Genomic DNA, 15186 nt, shown 5'->3' on the forward strand with positions numbered 1-15186 from the left:
GCATGACTGGCCTCCACCCCCGCCAATGGCCTAGACTGCGTTATTGCGTCAGTTCGCCCAAGGCCCTTGCATGTCCGACCCCCGCTACCAGATCGACGTCAGCGTCGTGACCCGCTATCTCAAAGAACAATCCGACCCCGAAAGCAGCCGCTTCGCCTTCGCCTACACCATCACCGTGCAGAATAACGGCACGCTCAAGGCCAAGCTGATGTCCCGCCACTGGCTGATCACCAACGGTGACGGCGAAGTCGAGGAGGTGCGCGGTGCCGGTGTGATCGGCCAACAGCCGCTGATCGAGCCAGGCCAGAGCCACACCTACAGCAGCGGTGCGGTGATCAGCACCCGCGTCGGCACCATGCAGGGCAGCTATCAGATGTTCGCCGAAGACGGCAAACGCTTCGATGTCCAGATCGCCCCGTTCCGCCTGGCCGTGCCCGGGGCGCTGCACTGATGGCCACCTATGCCGTCGGGGACCTGCAAGGCTGCCTGCAACCACTCAAGTGCCTGCTCGAGCGCGTGCGCTTCGACCCGGCTGTCGATCGCCTGTGGCTGGTGGGCGACCTGGTCAACCGTGGCCCAGAGTCCCTCGAGACGTTGCGTTATCTCTACTCGATCCGCCATGCGCTGGTCTGCGTGCTGGGCAACCATGACCTGCACCTGCTGGCCGCCTGGCACAATGTCGAGCGCCTGAAGAAAAGCGATACCCTGCGCGAAGTCATCGAAGCCCCGGACGCCGACCAGCTGTTCGACTGGCTCCGCCAGCAGAAACTGCTGCACTACGACGAAGCACGCGGCATCGCCATGGCCCATGCCGGCATCCCGCCGCAGTGGACCCTGGGCAAGGCGCTGGAGCTGGCGGCGGAGGTCGAGGAGGTGCTGCGCGACGACAGTCGCCTGAAACTGTATCTGGACGGTATGTACGGCAACGAGCCGAACAAGTGGAGCAAGGATCTGGCCGGCGTCGAACGCCTGCGAGTGATCACCAACTACTTCACCCGCATGCGCTTCTGCACCGCCACCGGCAAGCTCGACCTCAAGAGCAAGGAAGGCGCCGACAGCGCGCCCAAAGGCTATAAACCATGGTTCGCTCACCCGGACCGCCGCTCGCGCCATGTGAAGATCATCTTCGGCCACTGGGCAGCCCTCGAAGGCCGGGTCGACGTCCCCGGTGTGATTGCCCTGGACACCGGCTGTGTCTGGGGGGGCGCGATGACCCTGTACAATGTCGACAGCGGCGAATTCCACCGCTGCGACTGCACCCGCGAAGGCACACCTCGCCCGCCGGCATCTCTCAACGATCAGCCATGAAGGAACCGCACCCATGAGCGAATTCAAGCGTATCTCCCCAGAACAAGCCCTCGCCCTGCGTGCCGAAGGTGCGATCGTTGTCGATATCCGCGACCCACAGGCGTTTGCCGCCGGCCATATCGCCGGCGCCACTCATCTGGATAATCACTCGGTAGCCGACTTCATCCGCAGCGCCGACCTGGACGCGCCTACACTGGTAGTCTGCTACCACGGCAATTCCAGCCAGAGTGCCGCCGCCTACCTGGTCGGCCAGGGCTTCTCCAACGTCTACAGCATCGATGGTGGCTTCGAACTGTGGCGTAACACCTACCCGGGGGAAACCGCCCAGGGCAGCGCCGAATAATTTTTTCATTTTTCCTGCAGCCCGCGCTTGGCGCGGGCTAGGGCCCGACCTGACGAACGGTCGTAGGCGTCTTCTCCGCTCCCCGCCCTTGACCTCTCGTATAACCAACTATCCTTAAGCCCAGGCCATCCAAAAAAGGGGAGAGCCGGTACACCGGCGTGCGGGTCATCGGTAGCGTTACAGGGTGTTCTGGGGGGTATACAGCAACCGACAAAACCGGTTGCATGCCAGCATCGGCTGACTGATCCGGCGTCGTCTCCACGTATCGAGCGAGGTGACGTCATGAGCATTTTTAGCCACTTCCAACAACGTTTCGAGTCCACCCGCCAGGAAGAACTTTCGCTGCAGGAGTACCTTGAGCTGTGCAAAGAGGATCGCAGCGCCTATGCCTCGGCGGCCGAGCGGCTGTTGCTGGCCATCGGTGAACCAGAGCTGATCGACACCTCAAGTAACTCCCGGCTGTCGCGGATCTTCTCCAACAAGGTGATCCGCCGCTATCCGGCCTTTGCCGATTTCCATGGCATGGAAGAGTGCATCGACCAGATCGTCTCCTACTTCCGCCACGCCGCTCAGGGCCTGGAAGAGAAGAAGCAGATCCTCTACCTGCTGGGTCCGGTGGGCGGCGGCAAGTCGTCGCTGGCCGAAAAACTCAAGCAATTGATGGAAAAGGTACCGTTCTACGCCATCAAGGGCTCGCCGGTCTTCGAGTCGCCACTCGGGCTGTTCAACGCCACCGAGGACGGAGCGATCCTCGAGGAAGAATTCGGCATTTCGCGCCGCTATCTGAATACCATCATGTCGCCCTGGGCCACCAAGCGCCTGCAGGAGTTCGGCGGCGACATCAGCAAGTTCCGGGTGGTGAAGCTCTATCCATCGATCCTCAACCAGATCGCCATCGCCAAGACCGAACCAGGTGACGAGAACAACCAGGATATCTCGGCCTTGGTCGGCAAGGTGGATATCCGCAAGCTCGAGGAGTTTCCGCAGAACGACGCCGACGCCTACAGCTACTCGGGCGCGTTGTGCCGGGCCAACCAAGGCCTGATGGAGTTCGTCGAGATGTTCAAGGCGCCGATCAAGGTGCTTCACCCGCTGCTCACCGCTACCCAGGAGGGCAACTACAACAGTACCGAAGGTCTGGGGGCGATCCCCTACACCGGTATCCTGTTGGCCCACTCCAACGAATCGGAATGGCACACCATCCGCAACAACAAGAACAACGAAGCGTTCATCGACCGTATCTATATCGTCAAGGTGCCGTACTGCCTTCGCGTCAGCGACGAGATCAAGATCTACGACAAGTTGCTGATCAACAGCTCGCTGGCCAAGGCTCATTGCGCGCCCGACACACTGAAGATGCTCGCCCAGTTCACAGTGCTTTCACGCCTCAAGGAGCCGGAGAACTCCAACATCTACTCGAAGATGCGCGTCTACGACGGCGAGAACCTCAAGGACACCGACCCCAAGGCCAAGTCGATCCAGGAGTACCGCGACTCCGCCGGCGTCGACGAGGGCATGAACGGCCTGTCGACCCGCTTCGCCTTCAAGATCCTCTCCAAGGTATTCAACTTCGATCCGCATGAGATTGCCGCCAACCCGGTGCACCTGCTGTACGTGCTGGAACAGCAGATCGAGCAGGAGCAGTTCCCTGCCGAAGTACGCGAGCGCTACCTGCGCTACCTCAAGGAGTACCTGGCGCCGCGCTACATCGAGTTCATCGGCAAGGAAATCCAGACCGCTTATCTGGAATCCTACAGCGAGTACGGCCAGAACATCTTCGACCGCTACGTGCTGTATGCCGACTTCTGGATCCAGGACCAGGAGTACCGCGACCCGGAGACTGGCGAAATCCTCAACCGTATCGCCCTCAACGAGGAGCTGGAGAAGATCGAGAAGCCGGCCGGTATCAGCAATCCGAAGGACTTCCGCAACGAGATCGTCAACTTCGTGCTGCGCGCCCGTGCCAACAACAATGGCAAGAACCCCAGCTGGCTCAGCTACGAGAAGCTGCGGGTGGTGATCGAGAAGAAAATGTTCTCCAACACCGAAGACCTGCTGCCGGTCATCAGCTTCAACGCCAAGGCCAGCAAGGAAGACCAGCAGAAGCACAACGATTTCGTCACCCGGATGGTGGAACGTGGCTACACCGACAAACAGGTACGCCTGCTGTCGGAATGGTACCTGCGGGTCAGGAAATCGCAGTAAAAGCCGCACGCACCGGCCGCTTGGCGGTGTGCCCCGGCACACCGCTGGCCTGTGGCGGCAGCGATTGCTTTTACTTGCAGCTCGTAGCTTGAAGCTTGCAGCTGTACCCAGCTACCGGAGGGCCCATGAGCTACGTTATCGACCGACGCCTGAACGGCAAGAACAAGAGCACGGTCAACCGCCAGCGCTTCTTGCGGCGTTACCGTGAGCACATCAAGAAAGCCGTCGAAGAGGCCGTGAGCCGCCGCTCCATCATGGACATGGAACACGGCGAGCAGATCAGTATCCCGGGGCGTGACATCGACGAACCGGTGCTGCACCACGGCCGCGGCGGCAAGCAGACCATCGTTCACCCAGGTAACAAGGAGTTCACCGCTGGCGAACACATTGCCCGGCCCCAAGGTGGCGGCGGTGGCGGCGGGCGCGGCAAGGCCGGCAACTCCGGCGAGGGCATGGACGATTTCGTGTTCCAGATCACCCAGGAAGAATTCCTCGAATTCATGTTCGAAGACCTGGAACTGCCCAACCTGGTCAAACGCCACCTTACTGGTGCCGACACCTTCAAGACCGTGCGCGCCGGTATTGCCAACGAGGGCAATCCTTCGCGCATCAACATCGTGCGTACGCTGCGCTCGGCCCACGCCCGCCGTATCGCCCTGACCGGCAGCAGCCGCGCGCTGTTGCGCGAGGCGCAAAAGGAACTGGAACGGCTCAAGGTCGAGGAGCCGGACAACTTCACCGACATCCAGGATACCGAGGCCGAGATCGAGCGCCTCAAGGCGCGCATCAATCGCCTGCCCTTCCTCGACACCTTTGACCTCAAGTACAACCTCCTGGTCAGGCAACCCAACCCCAGCTCCAAGGCAGTGATGTTCTGCCTGATGGATGTCTCAGGCTCCATGACACAGGCTACCAAGGACATCGCCAAGCGCTTTTTCATCCTGCTATACCTGTTCCTCAAGCGTAATTACGACCGCATCGAGGTGGTGTTCATCCGTCACCACACCAGCGCCCGCGAAGTGGACGAGGAAGAGTTCTTCTACTCCCGCGAGACCGGCGGCACCATCGTCTCCAGCGCGCTCAAGCTGATGCAGGAAGTCATGGCCGAGCGCTACCCGGCCAGCGACTGGAACATCTATGCCGCCCAGGCATCGGACGGTGACAACTGGAACGACGATTCGCCGATCTGCCGCGACATCCTCGCCAACCAGATCATGCCGCATGTGCAGTACTACACTTACGTCGAGATCACCCCACGCGAACACCAGGCGCTGTGGTATGAGTACGAGCGCATCGGCGAAGCATTTCCCGACACCTTCGCCCAGCAGCAGTTGGTATCGGCCGGCGATATCTACCCGGTCTTCCGTGAACTCTTCCAGCGCAGGTTAGCCACATGACCGCCAGAGAGCAGAGACGCCAACCCATTTCCACCGGCTCCGAATGGACGTTCGAGCTGATCCAGACGTACGACCGCGAGATCAGTCGCCTGGCCGCCCGCTACGCCCTGGATACCTACCCCAACCAGATCGAAGTCATCACCGCCGAACAGATGATGGACGCCTACGCCTCGGTGGGCATGCCACTGGGCTATCACCACTGGTCCTACGGCAAACAGTTCCTCAGCACCGAGAAGTCCTATAGTCGGGGCCAGATGGGCCTGGCGTACGAGATCGTTATCAATTCCGATCCGTGCATCGCCTACCTGATGGAAGAAAACACCATGTGCATGCAGGCACTGGTGATCGCCCACGCCTGCTATGGCCACAACAGTTTCTTCAAGGGCAACTACCTGTTTCGCACCTGGACCGACGCCAGTTCGATCATCGACTACCTGGTGTTCGCCAAGCAGTACATTGCCCAGTGCGAGGAGCGTCATGGCATCGACGCCGTCGAGGACCTGATCGACTCCTGTCATGCGCTGATGAACTATGGCGTGGATCGCTACAAACGCCCCTACCCCATCTCCGCCGAAGAAGAACGGCGCCGGCAGAAGGAGCGTGAAGAGCACCTGCAACGACAGATCAATGACCTCTGGCGGACCATTCCCAAAGGCGTGGAAAAAGGCGGCGACAGGGACGATGCGCGATTCCCCGCCGAGCCCCAGGAGAACATTCTCTACTTCATCGAGAAGCACGCCCCGCTGCTCGAACCCTGGCAGCGCGAGGTGGTGCGCATCGTGCGCAAGATCGCCCAGTACTTCTATCCACAACGCCAGACCCAAGTGATGAACGAAGGTTGGGCGACCTTCTGGCACTACACGCTGATGAACGACCTCTATGACGAGGGCCTGATCACCGAGGGCTTCATGATGGAGTTCCTCCAGTCTCATACCAGCGTGGTGTTCCAGCCTGGCTTCGACAGCCCCTACTACAGCGGCATCAACCCGTACGCCCTTGGCTTTGCGATGTACACCGACATCCGTCGCATGTGCGAGGCCCCCACCGAGGAAGATCGCCGCTGGTTCCCGGATATCGCCGGCAGTGACTGGCTTTCGACCATCAAGTTCGCCATGAGCAGCTTCAAGGACGAAAGCTTCATCCTGCAGTACCTGTCGCCCAAGGTGATGCGCGACCTCAAGCTGTTCAGCATCCTCGACGATGACCAGCGTGACGACCTGCTGGTCCCGGCGATCCATGACGAAGCCGGCTACCGCACCATCCGCGAGCAACTGGCCGCCCAGTACAACCTGGGCAACCGTGAACCCAACGTGCAGATCTGGAGCATTGATCGCCGCGGCGACCGCTCGCTCACCCTGCGCCACCAGCAGCACAACCGCAAACCCCTGGGTGATTCCACCGAAGAGGTGCTCAAGCACCTGCACCGCCTGTGGGGCTTCGATATCCACCTGGAGACCGTTCAGGGCGACCAGGTGATGAAGACCCACCACATGCCGCCACGGGGCGAGCACAGCGAGGCCGGCGACTACGGGCGCATGGACCTGGCCGTGGTGCACCACCTCTAGCGGCAGCCCACCTCCATTGCCGTCGACAAGGTATCCTGTCGCCAGTAATGGAGGTTCCACATGCAGATCTACAAGGTTGGCGGCGCCGTGCGCGACCGTCTGCTCGGCCGTCCGGTCAGCGACGTCGACTGGCTGGTGGTCGGCGCCACGGTCGAACAAATGCAGGCCGAGGGCTTTCGTCCGGTCGGTGCCGATTTTCCGGTATTCCTTCACCCCAGGACGGGCGAGGAATATGCCCTGGCCCGTACCGAACGCAAGAGCGGGCGCGGGTATGGTGGTTTCACCTTCCACGCGAGCCCCGAAGTCACCCTCGAGGAGGATCTGGTTCGTCGCGACCTGACCATCAATGCCATGGCCGAGGACGAGCACGGCAACCTGCACGATCCCTACCATGGCAAGGCAGATCTCGAGCAGCGCCTCCTGCGCCATGTTTCCCCGGCATTCGCCGAAGATCCCCTGCGGGTGCTGCGCGTTGCCCGCTTTGCCGCGCGCTACGCGCCCCTGGGCTTTCGTGTAGCCGATGAGACCTTGCAGTTGATGCGCCAGATCGCCGAATCAGGCGAACTGCAGGCGTTGACCGCCGAGCGCAGCTGGAAGGAGATCGAGCGCGCATTGATGGAAAGCGAGCCGCAGGTGTTCATTGAGGTGCTACGCAGCTGCGGCGGGCTGAGCGAGCTGACGCCCGAGCTTGAGGGCGCCAGTACACTGGCCGCGCTGCACCAGGCGGCAAGGCACCAGCAGCCGCTGGCGGTGCGCTGGGCGTGCCTGCTACGCGGGCTGCAGCCTGCCGCGCTCAAAGCGCTGAACCAGCGCTTCAAGGCCCCGCGTGAGTGCCAGGAACTGGCGATGCTGGTGGGGGAGTTTGCCGAGCGAGCGGACCAGGCTCCGCAGCTGGAACCTGCAAGCCTGCTGGAGATGCTGCAGAAGTTTGATGTGTACCGACGGCCGAAGCGCTTCGAGGACTTCATCGCCGCCTGCGAGATGGCGGCGCTGGGTTCAGAGTATCCACAAGGCGAGTATTTGCGCGGGGCCGCTGAAGCTGCACGCGCCGTGGATGTCAAGCCGTTGCTCGAAGCCGGGCTTGCCGGCCAGGGCCTGGGTGAAGCGCTCAAAGGTGAGCGACTGAAGGCGCTCGAAGCCTACAAGGCTGCTTGATCTGCCCGGCCTCTTCGCAGGTAGAACCGCGAAGAGGCCGGGGCAGGCTAAGCGGGGGTCAACTGCAACCCGCGCCATTCGAACGGTACCGGCGCCAGTACCTGCTCGATGCGCGCCTCCCGCCACAACTGCCCCATGGACCTGCCCTCGCCCGGGTGCACCAACTCCGGGGCCAGCAAGGACAGCGGCCAGAGCACGAAGGCGTTCTTCAGGATCTCCGCGCGCGGCAGCACCAGGCCATCGAAGGTCCCGCACAGGTCATCGAACATCAGTACGTCGATATCCAGTGGCAGCCCCTTGCGGTCCGGCGCGTAGCGGCCATTGTCGGCCTCGATGAACTTGAGCCGGCGATCGAGTTCCAGCAGCGGCAGTTCGGTGCGCCCGCGCACCACCAGATTGTAGAACGGGCCACTCTTGATCCCCACGGCCTGGCTCTCGAACACCGCGGAACACTGCATGTCTTTGAGGATGCCGGCGAGGGCATCGAGCCCGGCGCACAAGTGCCGCTCACGCTCGATGTTGCTGCCCAGCCCAAGGTATACCGTGCTCAGAGACATCCGCGCTCGATCTCCACGCCAACACCACCACGGGCCGCCGGTACCGCGCCCGGCTTGGTGAGTTTCAGGCGCACCCAGGGAATGTTGAATTCCGCCATCAACACCGCGACCAAGCGCTCGGCGAAGGTCTCGACCAGCTCGAAACGGGCCTGTTCGGCGAACGCCTGGATACGTGCCGAGACACTGGCATAGTCCAGTGCCAGCGACAGGTCGTCACCGGCCGCCGCCGGACGGTTGTCCCAGGCGAAGCTCAGGTCCAGGCGCAGGCACTGGCGAATATCCCGCTCCCAGTCATAGGCGCCGATCACGGTATCGACTTCCAGGCCTTCGATGAACACTCTGTCCAAGCACTTCTCTCCACAGCACGACAAGGGCGACGGGCGCCGTTAGAATCAGGGCGTCCTCGCCCGGAATAGTTAGCATGTTTTGGTCACTGGCGCTGCTTGCCTACCTGCTCGGCTCTCTGTCCTTCGCCATTGTCCTGAGCCGCCTCAGTGGCAGCCCCGACCCGCGCTCCAGCGGTTCCGGCAATGCCGGCGCCACCAACATGCTACGCCTGGCGGGCCGCAAACTGGCGATCCTGACGCTGCTCGGCGACCTGTGCAAGGGCATGTTGCCTGTGCTGCTTGCTCGCCTGGCCGGACTCGACCAGCAAGAGCAGGCCTGGGTGGGCATCTGCGCAGTGCTCGGTCACCTGTTCCCAGTGTACTTCCGCTTCAAAGGCGGCAAAGGGGTGGCCACCGCCGCCGGCATGCTGATGGCGCTGTACTTTCCAGCGGCCCTGCTGGCCATTGGCGCCTGGCTGCTGACCTTCTACCTGACCCGCACCAGTTCGCTCGCGGCGTTGATCGCCACACCGCTGACGCTGCCCTTGCTGGCCTGGCGCGAGCCTGAAGCACTGCTGCCGATGACCGTGCTGACGGTGCTGATCGTCTGGCGCCACCGCCGCAACCTGCGTGACCTGTTCGCCGGGCGCGAACGCCACTTCTGATGCATTCGCACAAGCCCGGCTCACTTCATACTGCCGGCAACTGCTCCATCGGCCAGCGCGCCTGCACGCTGATCGCCAGGTCCTGCTGCTGCCCGGCCAACAGACGCTGGCAACCGGCATAGGCGATCATCGCACCGTTGTCGGTGCAGAAACGTGGGCGGGCGTAGTAGACGTTGCCCTTGATGCTGGTCAGCATCTCTTCCAACGAAACACGCAAGGCCTTGTTGGCGCTCACGCCGCCGGCGATGACCAGGCGCTTGAGGCCGGTCTGCTTGAGGGCGCGCTTGCACTTGATGGTCAGAGTTTCCACCACCGCCTGCTGGAACGCCAGCGACACGTCGCAACGGGTTTGCTCGTTGTCGTCCCCGGCATCGCGGCATTGCTGCCAGGTATTCAGGGCAAAGGTCTTGAGGCCGCTGAAGCTGAACTGCAGCCCGGGGCGGTCGCACATCGGCCGCGGGAACACGAAGCGCCCGGGCGTGCCTTGTTCGGCCAGACGGGCGATCTCGGGGCCACCCGGATAATTGAGGCCGATCAGCTTGGCGGTCTTGTCGAACGCCTCGCCGGCGGCGTCGTCGAGGCTCTCGCCCAGCAGTTCGTACTGGCCGATGCCATCGACCCGCACCAGCTGGGTATGGCCACCTGAAACCAACAAAGCGACGAACGGAAACTGCGGCGGTTGCTCTTCGAGCATCGGCGCCAGCAGATGGCCCTCCATATGGTGCACACCGATCGCCGGAATATCCCAGGCGAACGCCAGTGCCTGGGCGCAAGAGGCGCCCACCAGCAGCGCGCCGACCAGTCCCGGGCCTGCGGTATAGGCGATGGCGTCTATCTCGGTGGCGACGCAGTCGGCCTCCTGCAACACCTGGCGAATCAGGGGCAACATGCGTTTGACGTGATCGCGCGAGGCGAGCTCGGGCACCACGCCGCCATAGACGCGGTGCAGGTCGATCTGGCTGAACAGCGCGTCGGCCAGCAGGCCGCGTTCACTGTCGTATAATGCGACGCCAGTTTCGTCGCAGGATGTTTCCAATCCCAGTACTAGCATGGGTCCGTGCCTTGTTGAGGCTGAATTCGAAGGCGCGCATGATAGTCCCCGTGCCCGGTGCCGACCAGCGGTTTTCGATCAGAGGCTTTGCATTCCGGCCAGCTAAGGGTTAACATCCGCAACCCTTGAAAACCGACGTTCTCCAGCACACCTTATGTTTTGCCAGGAGCACGTCTACCCCGGTAATGAATTAAGGTAGCCCTGGATGCCAGCCGTCAAAGTTAAAGAGAACGAACCCTTCGACGTAGCTCTGCGTCGTTTCAAGCGCTCCTGCGAAAAAGCCGGTGTACTGGCTGAAGTTCGTAGCCGCGAGTTTTACGAGAAGCCGACCGCCGAGCGTAAGCGCAAAGCCGCTGCCGCTGTTAAGCGTCACGCGAAGAAAGTTCAGCGCGAACAGCGCCGAGCCGTTCGTCTGTACTAAGTACAGCCGTTCTACGCAAAGCTTCTGCCATGCCCGGCCTCGTGCCGGGCTTATGGTAGCGGTTGCTTGAAACCCTTGGCCATGCGCCTGGGGTGCCCCGGCAAAAGCCATGGGCAACCTGCCTCAACGCGTCAGAACTGGTCTTTGGCCAGGCGTGCACGTCTTTTCTGACGAGCCTTCACCGGCTACCGACGAGCACACACCTCTTCCTGCGACACCCCACGCCAAACCCGCGCACAAGCGTTTAGACTTGCCAGTTGCCAGATGACGAGACTGCCATGGCCGGGCTAATTCCCCAGAGCTTTATCGATGACCTTCTCAACCGCACCGACATCGTCGATGTGGTGAGTTCGCGCATCCAGCTGAAAAAGACCGGCAAGAATCTTTCCGCCTGCTGCCCGTTCCACAAGGAAAAGAGCCCCTCCTTCACTGTCAGCCCCGACAAGCAGTTCTACTATTGCTTCGGTTGCGGCGCTGGGGGTAACGCCCTCGGCTTTGTCATGGACCACGACAACCTGGACTTCCCCCAGGCAGTCGAGGAGCTGGCCCGCGCGGCCGGCATGGAAGTCCCCCGCGAGGAAGGCCGCCGCGGGCAGAAGCCGCGCCAGCCGACAGACTCGCCGCTGTACCCCTTGCTCGAGGCGGCCAGCGAGTTCTATCGCCAGGCCCTGCGCAGCCACGCCACCCGCAAGGCGGCAGTGGAGTATCTCAAGGGGCGCGGCCTGTCCGGCGAGATCGCCCGCGACTTTGGCCTGGGCTTCGCGCCGCCGGGCTGGGACAACCTGCTCAAGCACCTGGGTGCCGACTCGCTGCAACAGAAAGTGATGATCGACGCCGGCCTGCTGATCGAGAACGCCGAAAGCGGCAAGCGCTATGACCGCTTCCGCGACCGAGTGATGTTCCCGATCCGCGACAGCCGCGGCCGGGTCATCGCCTTCGGCGGCCGGGTACTGGGCGACGACAAGCCCAAGTACCTGAACTCCCCGGAAACCCCGGTGTTCCACAAGGGCCAGGAGCTCTACGGCCTGTACGAGGCGCGCAAGCACAACCGCAACCTCGACGAGATCATCGTCGTCGAAGGCTACATGGACGTCATCGCCCTGGCCCAGCAGGGCTTGCGCAACGCCGTGGCCACCCTCGGCACGTCCACCAGCGAGGAACACCTCAAGCGCCTGTTCCGCGTGGTGCCCAGCGTGCTGTTCTGTTTCGACGGCGACCAGGCTGGCCGCAAGGCCGCCTGGCGTGCCCTGGAGGCGACCCTGTCGAGCCTGCAGGACGGTCGCCGCGCACGCTTCCTGTTCCTGCCCGAAGGCGAAGACCCGGACAGCCTGGTGCGCGCCGAAGGCACCGATGCCTTCCAGGCCCGTATCAACCAGCACGCCCAGCCACTGGCCGATTATTTCTTCGAGCAGTTGAGCAACGAGGCCGACCCGCGCTCACTGGAAGGCAAGGCGCACATGGTGACGCTGGCCGCACCGCTGATCGAAAAGGTCCCGGGCGCCAACCTGCGCCAACTGATGCGCAACCGCCTGAAAGACATCACCGGCCTCGACCCGCAGCAGATGGAGCAACTGGCCCAGAGCGCGCCAGCACCCAGCGCGCCTGATTACGACCCCGGTTACGACTACGACGCCATGGCAAGCTACGTGCCTGACCATGGCGACATGCACTACCAGCCCGACTACTCGGCGCCACAACAGGAGCAACGCCCCTGGACGCCGAACAAAGGTGGCGGCAAGAAGCAGTGGGACGGCAAACCCTGGGACAAGAAAGGTGGCAAGCCGTGGCAGCGCGATGGCCAGCGCGGCGAAGCGCCGCCACGGGTGCCCGCGCCAGTGGAACCACCGACGCTCTCGGCCTTGCGCACCTTGCTGCATCACCCGCTGCTGGCGGGCAAGGTCGAGGATGCCAGCCACTTCGCCGACGAAGAGCAACTGTACAGCCAGCTGCTGGTGGCCCTCATCGAGGCCGCGCAGAAGAATCCTAAGCTAAGCTCAATGCAGCTGATCGCGCGCTGGCACGGGACCGAACAGGGTCGCCTGCTGCGCGCTCTGGCGGAAAAGGAATGGTTGATCGATGCCGACAACCTTGAACAACAGTTTTTCGACACTATAACTAGCTTGTCCGCTCGCCAGCGCGAGCGCAGCCTGGAACATCTGCTCAGGAAAGCGCGTCTAAGTGAACTGAGTACAGAGGAAAAATCTCAGCTGCTTACCCTGCTGAGCCGTAATGTTCCCGCACAAAACCCGACCTCATCTGGCGCGTGAGGTCCATGCTCGGGTATAATCCTCGGCTTGTTTTTTGCCCGCCAAGACCTTCAGTGGATAGGGTGTTATGTCCGGAAAAGCGCAACAGCAATCTCGTATCAAAGAGTTGATCACCCGCGGTCGTGAGCAGGGCTACCTGACTTACGCGGAGGTCAACGACCACCTGCCAGAGGATATTTCAGATCCGGAGCAGGTGGAAGACATCATCCGCATGATCAACGACATGGGGATCAACGTATTCGAGAGTGCTCCGGATGCGGATGCCCTGTTGTTGGCGGAAGCCGACACTGACGAGGCCGCAGCCGAAGAGGCCGCCGCCGCATTGGCGGCTGTCGAGACCGATATCGGCCGCACGACCGACCCGGTGCGCATGTACATGCGCGAAATGGGTACCGTCGAGCTGCTGACCCGCGAAGGCGAGATCGAAATCGCCAAGCGTATCGAGGAAGGCATCCGTGAAGTCATGGGCGCCATCGCTCACTTCCCGGGTACTGTCGACTACATCCTCGGCGAATACGACCGTGTCACCTCCGAAGGCGGCCGTCTTTCCGACGTCCTCAGCGGCTACATCGACCCTGACGACAACATCGCCGCACCGACCGAAGAGGTACCAATCCCGGGTGCCAAGGCCGCTGCCGCGAAGGAAGAAAGCGACGAAGAAGACGAAGAGAACGCCGATGGCGACGACGAGGAAGAGGCCGAAAGCGGTCCGGACCCGGTCGTTGCCGCCCAGCGTTTTGGTGCAGTCAAGGATCAGCTGGTCGATACCCTCAAAGTGCTGAAGAAGCACGGTCGAGGCCATAAAGACAGCATCAGCGCCATGCAGGCGCTGGCCGACCTGTTCATGCCGATCAAGCTGGTGCCCAAGCAGTTCGACGTTCTGGTCGAGCGCGTACGCAGTGCCCTGGATCGCTTGCGCCAGCAAGAACGCGCCATCATGCAACTGTGCGTGCGTGACGCGCGCATGCCGCGTGCCGACTTCCTGCGCCTGTTCCCGAGCAACGAGACCGACCAGACCTGGTCCGGTGACCTGGCCAAGCGCAACACCAAATGGGCCGCCGCCCTGGGTGAGAAAAACGCCGCCATCGTCGCTTGCCAGCAAAAACTGATCGACCTCGAGAGCGAGACCGGCCTGACCGTCGCCGAGATCAAGGACGTCAACCGCCGCATGTCCATCGGTGAAGCCAAGGCTCGCCGCGCCAAGAAGGAAATGGTCGAGGCGAACCTGCGTCTGGTGATCTCGATCGCCAAGAAGTACACCAACCGCGGCCTGCAGTTCCTCGATCTGATCCAGGAAGGCAACATCGGCCTGATGAAGGCGGTGGACAAGTTCGAATACCGTCGCGGCTACAAGTTCTCGACCTACGCCACCTGGTGGATCCGCCAGGCGATCACCCGCTCGATCGCCGACCAGGCGCGCACCATCCGTATCCCGGTGCACATGATCGAGACGATCAACAAGCTCAACCGTATTTCCCGCCAGATGCTGCAGGAAATGGGTCGCGAACCGACCCCGGAAGAGCTGGGCGAGCGCATGGAGATGCCTGAGGACAAGATCCGCAAGGTCCTGAAGATCGCCAAAGAGCCGATCTCCATGGAAACCCCGATCGGTGACGACGAAGATTCGCACCTGGGCGACTTCATCGAGGACTCCACCATGCAGTCCCCGATCGACGTGGCCACGGTCGAAAGCCTCAAGGAAGCGACCCGTGACGTGCTCTCGGGCCTGACCGCACGCGAAGCCAAGGTGCTGCGCATGCGTTTCGGCATCGACATGAACACCGACCACACCCTCGAAGAAGTCGGCAAGCAGTTCGACGTGACCCGTGAGCGGATCCGTCAGATCGAAGCCAAGGCGCTGCGCAAGCTGCGCCACCCGACGCGAAGCGAGCACTTGCGCTCCTTCCTCGACGAGTAAAGAAAAAC

The 15186-nt window shown here is 62.2% G+C and carries 14 protein-coding genes; 11 read left to right on the top strand and 3 right to left on the bottom strand.

Annotated features, from left to right (window positions below; translation table 11 throughout):
- The first annotated feature begins 70 nt into the window (after window positions 1-70).
- The 7 genes from apaG to C3F42_RS15055 all read left to right on the top strand — a co-directional run bounded on the left by apaG (window position 71) and on the right by C3F42_RS15055 (window position 7973).
- Window positions 71-451, top strand: a complete 381-nt coding sequence (apaG, locus tag C3F42_RS15025; RefSeq protein WP_104444578.1) for a Co2+/Mg2+ efflux protein ApaG — start codon at window positions 71-73, stop codon at window positions 449-451.
- Entirely contained in the window at window positions 451-1308 is an 858-nt protein-coding gene (locus C3F42_RS15030; RefSeq protein ID WP_104444579.1) for a symmetrical bis(5'-nucleosyl)-tetraphosphatase, read from the top strand. The genes apaG and C3F42_RS15030 overlap by 1 nt, the downstream gene beginning before the upstream one ends.
- Window positions 1309-1321: 13 nt before the next feature.
- Complete coding sequence (gene glpE / locus C3F42_RS15035; RefSeq protein WP_094011470.1) at window positions 1322-1651, top strand: thiosulfate sulfurtransferase GlpE; 330 nt, start codon at window positions 1322-1324, stop codon at window positions 1649-1651.
- Between the two features lie 282 nt (window positions 1652-1933).
- A complete protein-coding gene (locus C3F42_RS15040; RefSeq protein ID WP_104444580.1) occupies window positions 1934-3856 on the top strand; it encodes a PrkA family serine protein kinase in 1923 nt (640 codons plus the stop codon).
- 125 nt (window positions 3857-3981) lie between these two features.
- Complete coding sequence (locus tag C3F42_RS15045; RefSeq protein ID WP_023629259.1) at window positions 3982-5253, top strand: YeaH/YhbH family protein; 1272 nt, start codon at window positions 3982-3984, stop codon at window positions 5251-5253.
- The gene (locus tag C3F42_RS15050) at window positions 5250-6818 is read left to right on the top strand and encodes a SpoVR family protein (RefSeq protein ID WP_023629258.1); all 1569 of its coding nucleotides are present in this window, start codon (window positions 5250-5252) and stop codon (window positions 6816-6818) included. Before C3F42_RS15045 ends, C3F42_RS15050 begins: the two co-directional genes overlap by 4 nt.
- Before the next feature lie 60 nt (window positions 6819-6878).
- Window positions 6879-7973 carry a multifunctional CCA tRNA nucleotidyl transferase/2'3'-cyclic phosphodiesterase/2'nucleotidase/phosphatase gene (locus tag C3F42_RS15055; RefSeq protein WP_104444581.1) on the top strand — a complete coding sequence of 365 codons (1095 nt, stop codon included), beginning with the start codon at window positions 6879-6881 and terminating at the stop codon, window positions 7971-7973.
- 47 nt (window positions 7974-8020) lie between these two features.
- On the opposite strand, the gene folK is transcribed toward C3F42_RS15055, so the two are convergent.
- Window positions 8021-8530 (bottom strand): 2-amino-4-hydroxy-6-hydroxymethyldihydropteridine diphosphokinase, encoded by a 510-nt coding sequence (gene folK, locus C3F42_RS15060; RefSeq protein ID WP_023629256.1) that lies wholly within the window; start codon window positions 8528-8530, stop codon window positions 8021-8023.
- Window positions 8521-8877: a dihydroneopterin aldolase gene (gene folB / locus C3F42_RS15065; protein ID WP_046857386.1), complete on the bottom strand. Its 357-nt coding sequence runs from the start codon at window positions 8875-8877 to the stop codon at window positions 8521-8523. Before folB ends, folK begins: the two co-directional genes overlap by 10 nt.
- Window positions 8878-8951: 74 nt before the next feature.
- On the opposite strand from folB, the gene plsY reads away from it, so the two are divergent.
- Window positions 8952-9521, top strand: a complete 570-nt coding sequence (gene plsY / locus C3F42_RS15070; protein ID WP_046857387.1) for a glycerol-3-phosphate 1-O-acyltransferase PlsY — start codon at window positions 8952-8954, stop codon at window positions 9519-9521.
- A gap of 25 nt (window positions 9522-9546) precedes the next feature.
- Here plsY and tsaD read toward each other — a convergent pair whose 3' ends face one another.
- Window positions 9547-10572, bottom strand: a complete 1026-nt coding sequence (gene tsaD, locus C3F42_RS15075; protein ID WP_023629253.1) for a tRNA (adenosine(37)-N6)-threonylcarbamoyltransferase complex transferase subunit TsaD — start codon at window positions 10570-10572, stop codon at window positions 9547-9549.
- 205 nt (window positions 10573-10777) lie between these two features.
- Between tsaD and rpsU the strand changes: the two genes are divergently transcribed.
- The 3 genes from rpsU (at window position 10778) to rpoD (ending at window position 15178) form a co-directional block, all read left to right on the top strand.
- A complete protein-coding gene (gene rpsU / locus C3F42_RS15080) occupies window positions 10778-10993 on the top strand; it encodes a 30S ribosomal protein S21 (RefSeq protein ID WP_003255575.1) in 216 nt (71 codons plus the stop codon).
- A gap of 278 nt (window positions 10994-11271) precedes the next feature.
- On the top strand, window positions 11272-13260 hold the full coding sequence (dnaG, locus tag C3F42_RS15085) for a DNA primase (protein ID WP_094011473.1): 1989 nt from the start codon (window positions 11272-11274) through the stop codon (window positions 13258-13260).
- Between the two features lie 67 nt (window positions 13261-13327).
- On the top strand, window positions 13328-15178 hold the full coding sequence (rpoD, locus tag C3F42_RS15090) for an RNA polymerase sigma factor RpoD (RefSeq protein ID WP_094011474.1): 1851 nt from the start codon (window positions 13328-13330) through the stop codon (window positions 15176-15178).
- The last annotated feature ends 8 nt before the right edge of the window (window positions 15179-15186 follow it).

It is taken from the genome of Pseudomonas sp. PONIH3, assembly GCF_002934345.1.
In the GTDB taxonomy this organism is placed as follows: Bacteria; Pseudomonadota; Gammaproteobacteria; order Pseudomonadales; family Pseudomonadaceae; genus Aquipseudomonas; species Aquipseudomonas soli.